The sequence below is a fragment of the Sphingobacterium sp. UBA7631 genome (assembly GCF_002483935.1).
Taxonomy (GTDB): Bacteria; Bacteroidota; Bacteroidia; order Sphingobacteriales; family Sphingobacteriaceae; genus Sphingobacterium; species Sphingobacterium multivorum.
In genome coordinates this window covers 156,532-172,569 of the sequence record NZ_DLIX01000002.1, presented here as the reverse complement: position 1 = coordinate 172,569, position 16,038 = coordinate 156,532, and the positions used below count along the sequence as shown (strand labels likewise).

Genomic DNA, 16,038 nt, shown 5'->3' with positions numbered 1-16,038 from the left:
GGCGATGAACCCTTTATCCCGGCAGAAAAACGATTCACTCCTATGAAATTAGGAAATATAAAAGAATAAAAAAAGCCTGATGAAAAAATTTCATCAGGCTTTTTCTATTCTTTTATGATCAGATCAATTAAATATCAATTTTCGCATAACGTGCATTTTTCTCGATAAATTCACGACGCGGGGCAACTTCGTCACCCATCAACATCGAGAAGATACGGTCACATTCAGCTGCATTTTCAATTGTCACCTGTCTTAAGGTACGCGTTTCAGGATTCATGGTTGTATCCCATAACTGCTCAGCATTCATCTCTCCAAGACCTTTATAACGTTGTACGTGTACACTATCTTCTTTACCTGATCCTTTCAAACGTTGAATCGCATTGATACGTTGGTCTTCATTCCAAGCGTACTCATGCTCTTTCCCTTTTTTCACCAAGTATAGCGGCGGTGTAGCGATATATACATATCCTCTTTCGATCAATTCCTTCATGTATCTGAAATAGAATGTCAGGATCAAAGTTGTAATGTGGGACCCATCCACATCGGCATCGGTCATGATGATGATGCGGTGATAACGTAACTTTTCAAGATTCAGCGCCTTAGCATCTTCGGCTGTACCCACACTGACGCCTAAAGCTGTAAACATGTTTTTGATCTCCTCATTTTCGTAGATCTTATGTTCCATTGCTTTTTCGACGTTCAGGATCTTACCACGTAAAGGCATGATCGCCTGATGTTTTCTATCACGACCAGACTTGGCAGTACCACCCGCAGAATCCCCCTCGACAAAATAGATCTCACATTTTGTAGGATCATTGTCTTGGCAATCGGCCAATTTACCAGGAAGTCCGGAGCCTCCCATAACGGTTTTACGTTGTACCAAATCACGGGCTTTACGTGCAGCAGCACGTGCTTGAGCCGCAATGACAACCTTTTGAACGATAGATTTTGCCTCACGTGGATTTTCTTCCAGATAAACGCCTAAGATCTCACCTACGGCAACATCTACAGCCCCCATGACTTCAGAGTTACCTAATTTCGTTTTGGTTTGCCCTTCGAATTGAGGTTCTGCAACCTTCACTGAAATTACTGCTGTCAATCCCTCACGGAAGTCATCACCTGTAATTTCTACTTTTAAGTTCTTAAGCAAACCTGACTTGTCCGCATACGCTTTCAAGGTACGAGTCAAACCACGACGGAAACCTGCAACATGTGAGCCACCTTCAATCGTATTGATGTTATTCACATAAGAATGGACATTTTCAGAATAGGTATCGTTATACTGTAAAGCCAGTTCAACAGGGATACCTTGTTTTACGCCTTCAACATAAATTGGTTCTGGAATCAACGACTGACGGTTACCATCCAAAAACTTCACAAACTCTTTCAGACCGCCCTCTGAATAGAATGTCTCTTTCTTTTCAGAACCGTCTTCATTTGCTTCACGCTCATCATTCAACGTCAAACTCACACCTTTATTTAAAAAGGCAAGTTCACGAAGACGATTGGCCAATGTATCGTAATTATAAACCGTTGTCTGCGTGAAAATCGTCGCATCTGGATGGAATGTTACAATAGTACCCGTCTTATCCGAAACACCAACTTCCTTCACATCATATAAGGGTTTACCTATTTGGTATTCTTGCTGGAAAATCTTTCCATCGCGATGAACCTCGGCCTTCAAAAGAGTAGACAGCGCATTCACACAGGAAACACCGACACCGTGCAGACCACCAGAAACCTTGTATGTATCTTTATCAAATTTACCTCCGGCGTGCAATACGGTCATTACAAGCTCTAGAGCTGATTTATTCTCTTTTTTGTTGATCCCTGTAGGAATACCACGACCGTTATCCCGGACAGAAATCGAATTATCTTTATGGATAGTAACGAAGATATCTGTACAATATCCCGCTACAGCTTCATCGATTGAATTGTCAACTACCTCGTATACCAAATGGTGCAATCCTTTTACACCGGTGTCACCAATATACATGGATGGACGCTTACGAACCGCCTCTAAACCCTCTAATACCTGAATATTATCGGCCGAATAGGTGGATGCATTTTTATTTTCTTCGCTCATTGAAAACCTCTTAAATGTAATATTCAAAAATACGAAATTTTGGCCGATTTATCAAGTCCATAAGGAAGTATTGAGCCTATATTCCGAATTATAATACCAGGGATAATTTTACTTTTTTATTACTAAAAACTAGAATTTCGATTTTTTTATGTTAGGTTTGTTTTCAGTAATAATTTGCAAATAACAAAAAAATGAACACTATATTTTCAATTGTATCGAAAGTTTCCTTTGGCCTTTTATTGGTTGGAACTATTGCATCATGTAACCAAGGTGCAAAAACAGCAAACGAACCTGCAAAAAATGATTCCAATACGGTAAGCAAGGAGAGCCAGGGAAGTAACAAAGATAAAATCGTCTATTTAAATTCGGATTCACTTTCTGAAAAATATCAATATTTTAAAGACATTAAATCAAAGCTTGAAAACAAAGTAAAGAAAGCACAAACAGATCTGCAATCCAAAAGTACTGCGTTCCAACGGGAAGTTGCCGAATATCAAAAAAATGCCGCTACAATGTCTGCTCCTGATAGACAAGCTACGGAACAAAAACTAGCACGTAAACAAGATGAGCTTGCACGTTTAGACCAAACAGCTTCTTCTTCCATTGCAAAAGACGAGTCTGAAGAATTCAACAATGTCTATAATAAAATTACTGAATTCCTGAAAAAGCATGCTGCAGAAAATGGCTACAAGTTGGTGCTGACTTATTCGAAGACCAACCCAACTGTATTGTATGCCGACCCATCTTTGGAAATCACGAATGAGGTAATCAAACAGTTGAACGAAGAATATAAATCTTCAAACAAATAGAAGATCATCACAATTAAGGAAAGCCATCGACTAAGTTGATGGCTTTTTTTATTTTCTTTCTTATCTTGTCCTTACTAAAATTAGATTTATGGTCAGAACGATTGTTGAAAAAGAAATCGCAAACTACGAATGGATAGATATAGCTGAGCCAACTTCAGAAGACTTCGCCTTCATCAAAGAGCGCTTCAATTTGAATGAAGCTTCGATCAAGGATTCCAAAGAACCAGAACATCTACCTAAAATTGAAGAATTTGAGAATTATACTTTTGTGATTCTTCGTGTCATGTCGGACAATTTCAAAGAAAATTCAGACAGTATCGGAGAAATCACCGATCGCCTGACCATCTTCTATGGAAGTGATTTTGTGATTACGGTACACAAACGTCGCATCGAGTTTTTAGAAAAACTTAAAAATATTGAATTCACGTCCATCAAGACAAGAAATAGCCGTAAACTGGCTGTATTTATCACGACTGCAGCTGTATTTACCTTTAGCCAAACGTTAGAGCAACTTTCCACACGAATCGATGCTTACGAAGAATTGATATTCCTCAAACGCATGAAACAACAGCCGATACTGAAAAATCTTTATTTTATCAAAAGGCAGATTGATGTTGCGCGAAAGGTCATCTTTCTCTACAGGGAGGTCGTCGAGCATTTTCATTCTTCGTCAAAAAAAGATGTCTATACCCGGGATTTAAAAGATCTGCAGGTCCGGACATCAACCTTGTACGAAAACTTATCGGAAAATGTAGCTCAACTGCTTAATGTGTATTTCAACATCTCATCTAATCACACGAATGAGATTATGCGTATCTTGACAATTTTCTCCGTATTTTTTATGCCCATCACTTTTGTGGCAGGAATTTATGGAATGAATTTCAAAAATATGCCCGAACTTGAATGGTACTATGGATATCCAGTAGCCATGGGGATCATGGTGGCCATATCCCTTGCCATTTATCTGTGGTTCAAAAGAAAAGGTTGGCTATGATAAGCCAACCTTTTTCTTTGCCGTAGTAACCAAAAAATCTTTAAGATAGAATGGCTCGAAATAAGCAACATCCTCAAACTCTTTCCGCTGAAATTTATCAAAGGCCAACGTCGACAGAAAAGCCGCGGAATCATCAAATCCGCTCAATACATTGACTCGATCCGTTGCGTTGAACAAATCTTCAAATTTATCGGCACCCGAACCAAATAAATGGACACGATTGTAGTTCAGCAATAATTCATTGAAATAATCGAAATCGATAATTTCTGCTGATGTTGCTTTCACCAATGCAGCATTATGGTCATAAACAGCTGTATACACTTCCATACGACGGGCATCGATCATGGGAAGATAAGCATCACCTGCTGTTAAACCAAATTGCTCCTTATACCCTAGAAACAAAGCTTCTAACGTATTAATAGCGATTAAAGGTATATCTAACGCATAACAGAGACCTTTGGCCGTAGATACCCCTATACGTAAACCTGTATAAGAGCCAGGTCCCATGCTCACCGCCACAGCACTTAAATCCTGCATCGTTCGGTTAGTCTGTTTAAGGACTTCGGCGATCAAAATAGTCAATTTAGCCGCATGAGCATTAGGTTCATCGAGATCGAGAACCTGTAACGTTTGACCATTTTCACTCAAAGCAACCGAGCAAATCGTGGTTGAAGTATCAATTTGTAAAATTAAATTATTCATCGTCATTATAGAAATCAAGGTACAGGATCATGCCCGTGGCCGCCCCAGGGATTGCAACGTGCAATTCGTTTCAAAGCCATCCACCCACCTTTGAAAGGACCATATTTCAGAATCGCTTCCTTACCGTACTGAGAACAGGTAGGTGTATATCTACAATTAGCGCCTAAAAACGGTGAGATAAAAACTTGGTAGAAACGAATAATAGCCAAGAAAATAAAACTAAACAAGGGTCTAATCCCCTTTTTCCAAATAAACTTCAGCACATTCATCCTGCAATTTTTTCAGCATTTTATTCATTGCGGTGCTAAACACATCATACGCTAAGATCTGCTTGCCTACATATTGAATAGCTAGATACAAAGTTACATTATGTTTCAACAAAAACGGAATCAAATCATTCGATTTTTGTAAACGGTAACTCTCACGCATCATTCGTTTAATCGAATTGCGATCAACTGCTCTTTTGAACCTACGTTTGGATACGGAAATAATAGACTGACTGGAGGGAATATCGTCAGCCTCATTGTTTTTCTCGAAGATAAAAACAATTCTAAATGGATACAAGACAAAAGAAGAACCGCTTTTAAAAAGCGTATCAATACGCCTTTTCGCACATAACCGTTCTTCTTTTGTAAATGTATTTTTCATACGATGACTTAATCTTATTAGAAAAAGCTCTTATAAGCGGCCACCGATCCTTGTCAAAGATTAACCTTTGTGACGGTATTCGTCAGACACTGTAAGACGTTTTCTACCTTTAGCTCTACGTGAAGCTAATACTCTTCTACCGTTTGCAGAGCTCATGCGCTCTCTAAAACCGTGTTTGTTTCTTCTTTTTCTTTGCGATGGCTGAAATGTTCTTTTCATGACGCTATTATGCTAATTTGTTCTTACTTCAATTAATACAAAACTCCCCAAGAGGAATGCAAAAGTAAAGTTTATTTTAGACAAAAACAAACAATATTACGAACATTTAAAGTTAATGTAAAACGGATAAGCTAATTTATTCAGCTACAGCTTCAAAAAACAATTTTTCAACTACCGTAAAATAAAAATCAGCACAGTTTGACTGTGCTGATTTTTATAAATGAAGTATAAACCCTGCCCTATTTATTTTTCAGAATATCTCTGATCTCAGTCAAAAGCGTTTCTTCTTTTGTCGGTGCTGCAGGGGCCGCCGGAGCTGCTTCCTCTTTACGTTTCAACGAATTTAAAGCCTTAATAACACAAAAAATACAGAATGCTACAATTAAAAATTGAATAACCACATTAATAAAGTTTCCATAATTAATAGATACTTCAGCTTGTTTAGTCGCTTCATCAGCAGCTTTCAAAATCAATTTTTTGGATGAAAAATCAACACCCCCAGTTAAATAACCAATGGGTGGCATGATAATATCATCAACCAATGAGGTAACAATTTTACCAAAAGCTCCACCAATGACAACACCGACAGCTAGATCTACTACGCTGCCACGCATTGCAAACTCTTTAAACTCTTTTAAAAATCCCATATTTAAATTTTTTAGTCCATGAATTATGACAAAACTAATATTTGTCACATAAATCTAATTAAAATATGCTAATTTTTTATCGTTAAACTCATATTGTGCTATATTTTCTAACCCATGTCCTATTTTATAAAAAAGACATGTACGCCGCACCCCACTAATTTTTATTAACTTTAATTTCTTATATTTGCCCGTTAACTAGTAAAATATCAAGATATATTGTATATTGTTAGTACTTTATTTCATACAGTAATTAAAGCCCAGCATCAGATAGCATATCTATGAAAAAGATTCTTATAGCAGACGACCACGGCATTGTACGATTAGGAGCCTCCGTTATTATTAAAGAAACTCTTCAAAAAGCAGAAATATTCCAAGCTGAAACCTTTGACGAGGTTCTTGAAAAAATAAAGGTAGAGGATTTCGACCTATTATTATTGGACATTAATATGCCGGGAGGAAATAATATACGTGTCGTTGAGGAAATCCTTCAAATTCGGCCAAGCATTAAAATTTTGATTTTCTCATCTTATGACGAATCACTTTATGCTTTACGTTATATCGAAGCCGGAGCAGTAGGCTACCTAAACAAAACAACAGCTATGGCTGAACTTTCCAATGCTATTTTGGCTATTCAGGATAGAGGAAAGTATATGTCGAGCAACGTACAGGACCTATACATTCAGAAATTGACGCAGAGTAAGTCTGAGCTGACAAAACTAAATCCGTTGGCACGTTTGTCAAATAGAGAGGTGGACGTTGCTAAACAATTGATAAAGGGACTGGGGATTATTGAAGTATCTAGCTTGTTGGACTTAAGCCCTTCAACAGTGAGCACGTATAAAAGCAGAATCTTTGAAAAACTCAATGTTTCTAATATTCCTGAACTTATCGAACTGTTCAGAATACACTCCAACAACTAGTCATTTTGTTGGAGTGTATTTTTATCATACTAAATTAACTCATCCATCGTAACAACAGGAACATCTTTTACGTTCAGATCTTTTAAAGGTTGAGATTTCTTATAAGAATACCCCACCTCTGCTTCTAAATCCCATAGCATCGGTGCCAAAAAGTTAAGACAGGTTGTAAAACCTTGAACCGTTGCAGAAAAATCACCCGTGTCTTTCGAGTTTTTAGCTTCATTTTCGATCTCAAAGGGACCACTGAAACCACGCTCTTGCAATAAGTCAACAAACCCGCGCCAATCCATACTGTCAGATCCGCCAAAGCCTGGCAACATAGCTTCGTAATGATGTCTATCCCAGTCGTGGCCCGGTATACTTACATTCGCTTTTTTAGCCAATTCGGCGTCAACATGCTGCATGGGATACATCCCGCCCCAATCAATACGTGCAGCAGTCTGTAGATTACGCGTAGTCTTCACATGTATACGTTGTAAGCGCGTGATGTCCGTATTACGAATAACGTCTATTGGGTTTGTATTTTGCCAGACATCATGTGAAGGATCATAGATCTCACCATGAGCCTTACTTGGTATCATCGCATACATTAATTTACGAGCAGCAAGCACTGCTGGAAGATTGTTATAGGTAGAGCTATAACGTGATGAGCGCCATCCTTCCATTGGGCAGTTCTCATAAAGGATCGTTACACCTAAACTCTCTGCATAATTAACAATGGGCGCAAATACACGCTTGTATTCTTCAAGATTTTTCTGAAATCCATCAATTTGATTGCCCAATTCATGATTGTAGCCCACAAATGTCCCTACCTTAACGTTATTTGCATCACCTCCCAGCAAATGTGCAATACGGATCAATTTCAATAAATGATTTTGATTCTTCACTCGTTGCTCAGGATCTCCGCCAATCATATTTTCAAAAGCACCAAGCGAAAGTTTTAAATCAGCCTGATTGAACAGCTCAATGATTTCCCTCGCTTTTGCAGGAGTAAAATCATCATAATCCAAATGCGTTGCGGTATGATCTTCACGGGTACCATCTTTTCTAAACACACAAAGGTCTATCCCCCCTGCTCCGATTCTTTTGGTCGTCTGAATCAACTCTGGTAAGGATAATTTATCAAATGCAGAACTCATTACCCATACAGGGTTATTTAATTTTGTCGTCATAGCTTGTATAATTGTCTTATTTCGGTATTTAAAGATACTAAAAAAGCCATCCGATTGGATGGCTTTTTGTTATTTTATGGTGAATCAATTAGTCTACATTATCATGTAGGAAAGAATTGTTCGGTCTAATTTCAGTATTTCCGTCTTCAAAGGAAAGTGTAAAACGAGACACCTGAGATTGTGAAGAATGCGGTGTATCTTCCAATGACATTTGTTTCCGCTTATAAGCAGGCTCGTTTTCCAACTCATGTAGACCATTAGAAGATTTTAGTTTCATGCTCAATTCTTTAAGACGCAAGATGCGTTCTTTTGTACGAACCAGCTGATCTTCAAACGAAACTTGCTCTTCTTCTACCTGAGGGACTTCTACTTGCTCATTTGTTGTACTTGATGAAAATGTAGGTTTTTCCTCATATCCTGACGCAGAAGGAGCTGTGTAAGAATCAAACACTGTTGGCATCTGGAATTGAAACACTGACGGTGAGGTTTTCAACTGAAAATCACTATCTCCAAATGTAGTTTCCTCTTCATAACCACCATCAAAACCCAAATCATGACGTATTACCTGTGGTTCCTCAACAGCTACCTGTTGTTGTACCGCATTTCTGGGCGAAGTGAACAAGTCAGATTGCAAATTATTTGGAGTAGAAGTATTTGTAGAAGGTGCTGGTGTATCCACACGTTGAACCGGAGTTACGAAACTATTCGTAGCTGGAACTTCTCTTGGTGCTACCTGAGAAACAGGTTTGATAAAAGAATTAGCCGGTTCAGCAGTTAAGGGCATAGACACCTTTGTATTTTCACGTTCTTTATCACGTTCTTCAGATGTTTGAAAACCAGTGGCAATAATTGTTACTGACAATTCGTCTTCAAAATTCTCATCAATACAGTTACCCCAGATCAAATCTGCTGACAAACCAGCTTTTTCCTGAATGTAATCCGTAATGATCGCAACTTCATCCATAGTTACTTCTTTCGTTCCAGAAGTAATATTCAATAAAATATAGCGAGCACCTTCAATCTCATTGTCTTTCAACAATGGAGAAGCTAAGGCACCTTCCACTGCACGTAATGCACGATCTTCACCTTCGGCAACAGCATTTCCCATTATGGCAACACCACTATCGTTCATAACAGTGCGAACATCTTTAAAATCGACGTTTACATAACCAGGGATAGTTATTATTTCGGCGATACCTTTTGCCGCGGTAGTCAATATATCATCTGCTTTTGCAAAAGCCGCAGTCATCGTCAAATTACCAAAGATCTCACGAAGGCGGTCATTTGAGATCACAAGATAAGAGTCTACATATTTACGTAATTCCGAAAGTCCTTCCTCCGCTTGTGAACGACGGCGTTTACCTTCAAACGTAAAGGGCGTAGTTACAATCGCAACAGTTAAAATACCCAATTCTTTGGCAGCTTTCGCTAATACAGGACTAGCACCGGTACCAGTACCACCGCCCATACCAGCTGTAATAAACAACATCTTGGTATTGGTACCCAACATACGTTTGATATCTTCAATACTTTCGATCGCTGAATTTTCACCTACATCAGGATCTGCTCCTGCTCCCATTCCTTCGGTCAGACTTATCCCCAATTGAACTTTATTTGGGATCGGGCTCAATTCCAATGCTTGCGCATCAGTATTACACACGATAAAATCTACCCCACTAATTCCTTGTTTATACATGTGGTTTACGGCATTGCCGCCACCACCACCAACCCCAATAACCTTGATTATTGAAGATTGTTCTTTTAACATTTCAAACTGTATTGACATAACTTATCCCTATTTAACTTACAATGAAGATGATATCAAAACGAATCAAACCCACTATATGTAATGTAATAATAATATAATTTCAACAAAAGTTTTCCACATTTGTTAAATTGTGGAAAACTTCAACTATTGTGGAAAACTTACTTCTTATCTAAAAAACTTGCGTCATCGATTTCATTACCGTCTTTGATAAAACGTTTGAACCATGACAATAATCCTTGCTCCTTTTGTTGCTGTTCAGAAACTTCTTTTGTTGTCACCGTAGCGGCCTGCACTTTTTTAGATGGGGCGTGCATTTCTCTCCGGCTATCTTCCTCTTCCTCGTGCGACTGGATTCCCTTGATCAACAAGCCGATACTTGTTGCATACAACGGACTTTTCAATTCCTCAAACAACGGTTTTGGTAAAACCTCATTCTTAGAAAGATATTCATTCGGAAATCCGATACGACAATCTATTCCAGTAATATATTCAACAAGTTGTACCAAATGTTTTAATTGAGCACCACCACCGGTAATCACAATACCACCGATCAGTTTATTTTCATATCCAGAAGATTTGATTTCATAATACACGTGCTCAATAATTTCCTCCATTCTAGCTTGGATGATATAAGCTAGGTTTTTAACAGAAATTTCTTTTGGTTCACGACCTTTTAATCCGGGCACGCAAATCACCTCATTTTCTTTGTTTTCATCAGCTAAAGCTGATCCAAAGCGAGTTTTCAACAATTCAGCTTGGGAACGCAAAACAGAACATCCCTGACGGATATCTTCTGTGACGATATTACCGCCTAAAGGAATCACGGCTGTGTGACGAATAATTCCTTCATGGAAGATGGCAACATCTGTGGTTCCACCACCGATATCTACTAATACAACACCAGCATTTTTTTCGTCTTCATCCAATACAGCTTCTGAAGACGCTAAAGGCTCGAGAATCAATTCAGCAACTTCCAGATTGGAATTATCAATACATTTTTTGATGTTTTTAATATCAGTTACACGTCCCGATATAATATGGAAATTTGCTTCAATACGACGCCCCGCCATACCGATAGGTTCGCGAATCCCCGGCTCGTTATCTACCGTAAATTCCTGTGGTAAAACATGTATAATTTCTTCTCCTGGAGGCAGTACCAGTTTATACATATCCGAAATCAGTCGTTCGATATCGCGTCGAATGATTTCGTCGTCACCATCGGTTTTGGTAAATATTCCACGGTGTTGAATACTTTTGATGTGTTGGCCAGCAATTCCCACATTCACCACTTTAATATCCACATTGGACTGTGCTTCGGCTATCTCAACAGCCTCTAAAATACTTCCCACAGTTTTCTGGATATTAGCAACTACTCCGCGGCTTACACCGGCAGAGTCCGCTTTCCCCACACCTAATAATTCAATTTTGTTTCCTGAGCTACGTCTCCCAACCGTAACACAAATTTTGGTAGTACCAATATCGAGTCCCACGATAATTGGGTTTTCTCTTTCAATTTCTGCTGCCTTTGAGTTCATAATTTCCTGTATTGTTGCTGTATTACTATAATGTATTATTTGCTACTTTTTTTGTTTGATCGCCTGAAAAACTCCAGTTTCCTCGTTTTTCACAGATGATCTGACCTCCATATTTCACATTGACAACACCGTAAGCATTTATACCTACCTTTGGCATGATCTGCGTATAAAAGGTCTTTAATAATTCAAATTTTTGTTCCAATGAATCTGCCGATCCAACAATTAATTGCTGTGTCCCTACACGAGGTACAAGTTCAATATCCTTATCCGAGTTCACATATATCTGCACAACCTGATTACTCCATAATTCGTCATTTTTGATAAATTCAACGACCTTAACCAAATCTTTAATCAATGGTGTTGCTATGGTATCCAGTGCTTCATTATATCCTTCTGCGATATTCCCTGTTGCAACCATGATGTGCGGTATATACTTCAACGTTGTCGGTATCTTCAATCCTTTGGGGTCAACATAAAACTCCTTTCCATTTTTGTTGATGATCCGCATAACAGCCTCGCGCTGATTAATATTAATTCTGATCGTACCATCCATATCGGCATGTATACTGGCATCGGACACATAAGGTAATTTACGTAAGGTTTTTTCAACTTTCTGAAAGGGAATTCCATTGACTTTCTTTCCCACGAAACTACCATAGTTATGTTCTATTAACTTAGAGATATCCGCCTGATCAATAAAGGCTTCTGTACCTTCAATGACAATCTTAATATCTTTACAAACTTGCTGCTCATCACGTTTCCCCACAATAGTCATAATCACGACGACAACAATTACACCTATAAAAAATAGTGTAAAGTAGAGGACACGATTCCATTGTATGTTACGTAATTTTTTAAGCATGCTCTAAAATTGCCTGTAACGGTTTAACCAATTTGTCAATATCACCTGCCCCAACTGTAACAATCAGTTCCGGCTTTTCATCGCGTGCAAATTCCAAGACTTCTTCTGCAGTTACAAGCTGTTTTTCCGCTGCCGTAATTTTATCCAATAACCAACTCGAATTGATCCCTTCAATAGGAAGCTCCCGTGCAGGATAGATTTCCATTAACAACAGCTTGTCAGCCATGGACAATACCTCGGCGAAACCATCCACAAAATCCCGCGTACGCGTAAATAAATGCGGCTGAAAGACCACATTTAACTTTTTCGTAGGATACAATTTCCGCATCGAAGTTAAAAATGCACGCAGTTCCTCTGGATGGTGCGCATAATCATCAATATACACCGCTCCAGGTTTACGGACAATATATTCAAACCTTCTTTTCACGCCTTTAAATGTCGTCAACGCTTTCTTAATAGCTTGGTCTGCAATTCCAAGTAAACGGGCTACCGCAATCGCAGCTACCGCGTTTTCAACATTGTGGATACCAGGGATACCCAAATGAATATCATCTATTCGTCCGTTGGTATCTTTGTAATCAAAAAAGAACTCTCCATCGCGTACATGCACATTGGAAGCATATGCATCAGCGATTTCATGGCCTGAATAACTTATTTGCCCCTCAAACTCGAGGCCTTTTTTTATAATACGTGTACCTCCTTCAACAACTTTATCCAAGAACATTTGGAACGATTCAAGCAAATGGCTCCGATCGCCATAAATGTCCAGATGATCCGCATCAGAAGAAGTTACTATTGCGATATTGGGGTGAAGCGTCAGGAATGAACGATCAAACTCATCAGCCTCAACCACAACTGTATTATTATTTCCATAAAGCACATTGGTACCGTAGTTAGAACTGATTCCACCCAAAAAGGCCGAACAGTCGTAGCCCGAATCTTTCAATACATGTGCCACCATTGTAGAAGTTGTCGTTTTACCATGTGTACCAGCAACCGCTACTGTAAATCTACTCTCACTAATGATCCCCAAAACTTGAGATCGTTTATAGAGCGTATGTCCTTGTGATTCAAAAAAAGCTTTAATCTTCGAATCTTTAGGAATAGCCGGTGTAAAAATGACTAATGTCTCCGTCGTAGGTACGTTAAAAATAGCATCAATCGTGTTGATATCATCCTGATAGGAGATCGCAATCCCTTCCTTGACTAAGGTTTTAGTCAGCTCAGTTTCTGTACGGTCATATCCATTCACCTCACAGCCCAAATGCTTAAAATAGCGTGCAAGGCCACTCATGCCTATACCACCTATTCCGATCAAGTAAACTTGTTTTATTGCATCTAGATTCATACTTCGTCTATTTTTTTTTAACCAATTTATACACCTCCTCGGCAATCTGCACGTCAGCATTCAACTTACCGAGTTTTTTAATATTCCCACTTAATTGTGCGACATGATCTGCGTCTTTTAATAAAGTTAAAGCAGCAGGTATTAAGTCTCTTTGTGCATCACTATCCTTCACCAGTAATGCAGCGCCTTTATTGACCAATGCCATTGCATTTTTGGTCTGATGATCTTCGGCCACATTGGGTGAAGGCACAAGGATAACAGGTTTTCCAACCACACAGAGCTCAGAGATGGTACCGGCTCCAGCACGGCTAATAATCAAATCTGCCGCAGCATAAGCATAATCCATGCGCTGAAGAAAGGCCAGCATCTTGATATTACCTGGAAGTTTACCTGTCAACTCCGCCTGTAGGTTTTCAACATAGAAACTACCGCATTGCCAAATCAGCTGCACTTCTTCCTCCTTTAGCTCATTCAGGTAAGCAACAACACTTTCATTTAATGTTTTAGCCCCCAAACTACCGCCAAGTACCAAAATTGTTTTTTTGTGTGGATCTAACGCAAAGAACGCTAAGGCCTCCTCTCTTTTTCCCGCTATCGCAATAGACTCGCGTCTTATTGGATTGCCGGTGAGCAATACTTTGTCCGTAGGAAAGAATTGCTCCATCCCCTCATAAGCCACACATATTTTTGCAGCCTTAGCACCAACTTTTTTGTTGGTTACACCAGCATAGGAATTCTGTTCTTGCACGACTGTTGGCACCTCCAGCTTATTGGCCATCATTAGCAATGGACCTGAAGCAAAACCACCTACCCCTACAGCCACATCCGGTCTAAAATCCTTAATTATGCTTTTTGCTTTATTTAAACTTTTCATAAGCTTAAACGGCAAAAAGATATTCTTCCACAGCTGCTTTCTATTGATTCCCTGAATGTCGAGTCCAACAATCTTATATCCTGCTGCGGGCACTTTATCCATTTCCATCCGGCCATTGGCACCCACAAATAGAATTTCATTTGCAGGATCCATTGCCTTCAACGCATTTGCAATTGAAATCGCCGGAAAGATATGTCCTCCGGTTCCACCACCACTGATAATTACGCGAATTGCCATGCTTAATTTATTATTATGCAGGAATAGATCCTATAACCACTTTTTTCGGTTTAGGCTTTTCATCCAGCTCTTCTTTACCTTTTAATTCTTCAATATTTCTACTCACACTCAGGATGATTCCCAAGGCGACACTCGTAAATAAAATCGAGGTTCCTCCCATACTCACTAGTGGAAGCGGAACCCCCGTTACTGGTCCCAATCCGACGGCAACAGCCATATTGGCCAAAGCCTGAATTGTCAAACTAAATCCCAAACCCGCAGCCAGAAAAGTACCAAAAGCTTTGGGACTCATCGTGACAATACGTATACATCGATACATAAATGCCAAATACAGAAATAGCAGAATCACCCCCCCGACTGTTCCATATTCTTCAATGATAATCGCGTAAATAAAATCGGAATAAGGGTGCGGCAACACATTACGTTGCACACTATTTCCCGGTCCTTTTCCAAAAAGCCCACCAGTTGCTATAGCAATTTTCGCATTGTTTGCCTGATAATTTTTATCATCCTGGAAGGATACCGTTTTATCCACTTTTTCAGTATGAAAAAAAGATTTTACCCGGCTGATATAAGTCGTTCTACGGGGACCAAAGAAGATAACCATCATAAGGAGCACCCCTCCGCCACAACAAACAATGGCAATCTGCTTAAAACTAATCCGTCCGATCAAGAGCAATAAAACACTCACGCCAAACAGCATCAATGCGGTAGATAGATTGGCCAAGGCAATCAGAATAAACACACCACACACCGACCCCATAATGGGTAAGAACGATTTTTTCACATCTTTGATCTCTTCCTGCTTTCGGGATAACATCCTTGCAAGAAAGACGATAAGTGACAACTTTGCTAAATCCGATGTTTGAAAGGTCAAACCTATACCAGGGATAGTCAACCAACGACTAGCTTCATTAACTTTACTTCCGAACAACAGCGTAAACAACAATAAAGGGATTGTAATACCCATCATTATTTTGGATATACCCGCATAATACCGATAATCTAACTTGTGAGAAAGATACATCAGGACAAAGCCTATGGCAATAATAGAGAAATGCTTTAACAGATACATTTCAGTCCCTTTCCCTTCTTTATAAGCCAAGGTACCCACCGAACTGTATACAGCCAAAAGTGACCATCCCGATAAGATAATCACAATGATCCATATCCATCGATCACCCTTCAATTTAGACATTATATTCTGTAGCATATCC

The 16,038-nt window shown here is 39.2% G+C and carries 16 protein-coding genes; 3 read left to right on the top strand and 13 right to left on the bottom strand.

Annotated elements, in window-relative coordinates; all coding sequences use genetic code 11:
* Positions 1 to 127 precede the first annotated feature (127 nt).
* On the bottom strand, positions 128 to 2,086 hold the full coding sequence (gene gyrB / locus B3P16_RS00975) for a DNA topoisomerase (ATP-hydrolyzing) subunit B (RefSeq protein ID WP_070564980.1): 1,959 nt from the start codon (positions 2,084 to 2,086) through the stop codon (positions 128 to 130).
* A 191-nt stretch (positions 2,087 to 2,277) separates the two neighbouring features.
* Here gyrB and B3P16_RS00970 point away from each other — a divergent pair, with 191 nt between their 5' ends.
* A complete protein-coding gene (locus B3P16_RS00970; protein WP_046673981.1) occupies positions 2,278 to 2,895 on the top strand; it encodes an OmpH family outer membrane protein in 618 nt (205 codons plus the stop codon).
* Between the two features lie 88 nt (positions 2,896 to 2,983).
* Positions 2,984 to 3,889, top strand: coding sequence for a CorA family divalent cation transporter (locus B3P16_RS00965; protein ID WP_070564974.1), 906 nt, complete (start codon positions 2,984 to 2,986; stop codon positions 3,887 to 3,889).
* Here B3P16_RS00965 and tsaB read toward each other — a convergent pair.
* The 5 genes from tsaB to mscL all read right to left on the bottom strand — a co-directional run bounded on the left by tsaB (position 3,884) and on the right by mscL (position 6,105).
* Positions 3,884 to 4,591 carry a tRNA (adenosine(37)-N6)-threonylcarbamoyltransferase complex dimerization subunit type 1 TsaB gene (tsaB, locus tag B3P16_RS00960; protein ID WP_070565305.1) on the bottom strand — a complete coding sequence of 236 codons (708 nt, stop codon included), beginning with the start codon at positions 4,589 to 4,591 and terminating at the stop codon, positions 3,884 to 3,886. The two genes, B3P16_RS00965 and tsaB, sit on opposite strands and share 6 nt — an antisense overlap.
* 14 nt (positions 4,592 to 4,605) lie before the next feature.
* Positions 4,606 to 4,860: a membrane protein insertion efficiency factor YidD gene (gene yidD / locus B3P16_RS00955; protein ID WP_083295891.1), complete on the bottom strand. Its 255-nt coding sequence runs from the start codon at positions 4,858 to 4,860 to the stop codon at positions 4,606 to 4,608.
* Positions 4,823 to 5,239, bottom strand: a complete 417-nt coding sequence (locus tag B3P16_RS00950; RefSeq protein ID WP_070564971.1) for a ribonuclease P protein component — start codon at positions 5,237 to 5,239, stop codon at positions 4,823 to 4,825. Before B3P16_RS00950 ends, yidD begins: the two co-directional genes overlap by 38 nt.
* Positions 5,240 to 5,299: 60 nt before the next feature.
* Positions 5,300 to 5,458: a 50S ribosomal protein L34 gene (gene rpmH / locus B3P16_RS00945; RefSeq protein WP_075991291.1), complete on the bottom strand. Its 159-nt coding sequence runs from the start codon at positions 5,456 to 5,458 to the stop codon at positions 5,300 to 5,302.
* A gap of 239 nt (positions 5,459 to 5,697) precedes the next feature.
* Positions 5,698 to 6,105 carry a large-conductance mechanosensitive channel protein MscL gene (gene mscL, locus B3P16_RS00940; RefSeq protein ID WP_046673978.1) on the bottom strand — a complete coding sequence of 136 codons (408 nt, stop codon included), beginning with the start codon at positions 6,103 to 6,105 and terminating at the stop codon, positions 5,698 to 5,700.
* 278 nt (positions 6,106 to 6,383) lie between these two features.
* On the opposite strand from mscL, the gene B3P16_RS00935 reads away from it, so the two are divergent.
* Positions 6,384 to 7,025 carry a response regulator transcription factor gene (locus B3P16_RS00935; RefSeq protein ID WP_070564968.1) on the top strand — a complete coding sequence of 214 codons (642 nt, stop codon included), beginning with the start codon at positions 6,384 to 6,386 and terminating at the stop codon, positions 7,023 to 7,025.
* Positions 7,026 to 7,054: 29 nt separating this feature from the next.
* On the opposite strand, the gene B3P16_RS00930 is transcribed toward B3P16_RS00935, so the two are convergent.
* From B3P16_RS00930 to B3P16_RS00900, 7 genes are all read right to left on the bottom strand, one after another.
* A complete protein-coding gene (locus B3P16_RS00930) occupies positions 7,055 to 8,197 on the bottom strand; it encodes a sugar phosphate isomerase/epimerase family protein (protein ID WP_070564965.1) in 1,143 nt (380 codons plus the stop codon).
* Positions 8,198 to 8,285: 88 nt separating this feature from the next.
* Positions 8,286 to 9,983: a cell division protein FtsZ gene (gene ftsZ / locus B3P16_RS00925; RefSeq protein WP_286727280.1), complete on the bottom strand. Its 1,698-nt coding sequence runs from the start codon at positions 9,981 to 9,983 to the stop codon at positions 8,286 to 8,288.
* Positions 9,984 to 10,123: 140 nt separating this feature from the next.
* Positions 10,124 to 11,500: a cell division protein FtsA gene (gene ftsA / locus B3P16_RS00920; protein WP_070564959.1), complete on the bottom strand. Its 1,377-nt coding sequence runs from the start codon at positions 11,498 to 11,500 to the stop codon at positions 10,124 to 10,126.
* Between the two features lie 25 nt (positions 11,501 to 11,525).
* Positions 11,526 to 12,362: a cell division protein FtsQ/DivIB gene (locus B3P16_RS00915; RefSeq protein WP_286752453.1), complete on the bottom strand. Its 837-nt coding sequence runs from the start codon at positions 12,360 to 12,362 to the stop codon at positions 11,526 to 11,528.
* A complete protein-coding gene (gene murC, locus B3P16_RS00910; protein WP_286803135.1) occupies positions 12,355 to 13,710 on the bottom strand; it encodes a UDP-N-acetylmuramate--L-alanine ligase in 1,356 nt (451 codons plus the stop codon). Before murC ends, B3P16_RS00915 begins: the two co-directional genes overlap by 8 nt.
* Before the next feature lie 7 nt (positions 13,711 to 13,717).
* The gene (gene murG / locus B3P16_RS00905) at positions 13,718 to 14,821 is read right to left on the bottom strand and encodes an undecaprenyldiphospho-muramoylpentapeptide beta-N-acetylglucosaminyltransferase (RefSeq protein ID WP_286803137.1); all 1,104 of its coding nucleotides are present in this window, start codon (positions 14,819 to 14,821) and stop codon (positions 13,718 to 13,720) included.
* 13 nt (positions 14,822 to 14,834) lie between these two features.
* Positions 14,835 to 16,034, bottom strand: coding sequence for an FtsW/RodA/SpoVE family cell cycle protein (locus B3P16_RS00900; RefSeq protein ID WP_046673971.1), 1,200 nt, complete (start codon positions 16,032 to 16,034; stop codon positions 14,835 to 14,837).
* Between the last annotated feature and the right edge of the window lie 4 nt (positions 16,035 to 16,038).

Excerpts from the sequence above, each read along its gene's own strand:
- yidD (WP_083295891.1), bottom strand. The coding sequence starts at position 4,860 with ATGAATGTGCTGAAGTTTATTTGGAAAAAGGGGATTAGACCCTTGTTT.
- murC (WP_286803135.1), bottom strand. The coding sequence starts at position 13,710 with ATGAATCTAGATGCAATAAAACAAGTTTACTTGATCGGAATAGGTGGT.
- B3P16_RS00965 (WP_070564974.1), top strand. The coding sequence starts at position 2,984 with ATGGTCAGAACGATTGTTGAAAAAGAAATCGCAAACTACGAATGGATA.
- tsaB (WP_070565305.1), bottom strand. The coding sequence starts at position 4,591 with ATGAATAATTTAATTTTACAAATTGATACTTCAACCACGATTTGCTCG.
- B3P16_RS00935 (WP_070564968.1), top strand. The coding sequence starts at position 6,384 with ATGAAAAAGATTCTTATAGCAGACGACCACGGCATTGTACGATTAGGA.
- B3P16_RS00950 (WP_070564971.1), bottom strand. The coding sequence starts at position 5,239 with ATGAAAAATACATTTACAAAAGAAGAACGGTTATGTGCGAAAAGGCGT.
- ftsZ (WP_286727280.1), bottom strand. The coding sequence starts at position 9,983 with ATGTCAATACAGTTTGAAATGTTAAAAGAACAATCTTCAATAATCAAG.
- B3P16_RS00915 (WP_286752453.1), bottom strand. The coding sequence starts at position 12,362 with ATGCTTAAAAAATTACGTAACATACAATGGAATCGTGTCCTCTACTTT.
- gyrB (WP_070564980.1), bottom strand. The coding sequence starts at position 2,086 with ATGAGCGAAGAAAATAAAAATGCATCCACCTATTCGGCCGATAATATT.
- murG (WP_286803137.1), bottom strand. The coding sequence starts at position 14,821 with ATGGCAATTCGCGTAATTATCAGTGGTGGTGGAACCGGAGGACATATC.
- rpmH (WP_075991291.1), bottom strand. The coding sequence starts at position 5,458 with ATGAAAAGAACATTTCAGCCATCGCAAAGAAAAAGAAGAAACAAACAC.
- B3P16_RS00930 (WP_070564965.1), bottom strand. The coding sequence starts at position 8,197 with ATGACGACAAAATTAAATAACCCTGTATGGGTAATGAGTTCTGCATTT.
- B3P16_RS00970 (WP_046673981.1), top strand. The coding sequence starts at position 2,278 with ATGAACACTATATTTTCAATTGTATCGAAAGTTTCCTTTGGCCTTTTA.
- ftsA (WP_070564959.1), bottom strand. The coding sequence starts at position 11,500 with ATGAACTCAAAGGCAGCAGAAATTGAAAGAGAAAACCCAATTATCGTG.
- mscL (WP_046673978.1), bottom strand. The coding sequence starts at position 6,105 with ATGGGATTTTTAAAAGAGTTTAAAGAGTTTGCAATGCGTGGCAGCGTA.
- B3P16_RS00900 (WP_046673971.1), bottom strand. The coding sequence starts at position 16,034 with ATGCTACAGAATATAATGTCTAAATTGAAGGGTGATCGATGGATATGG.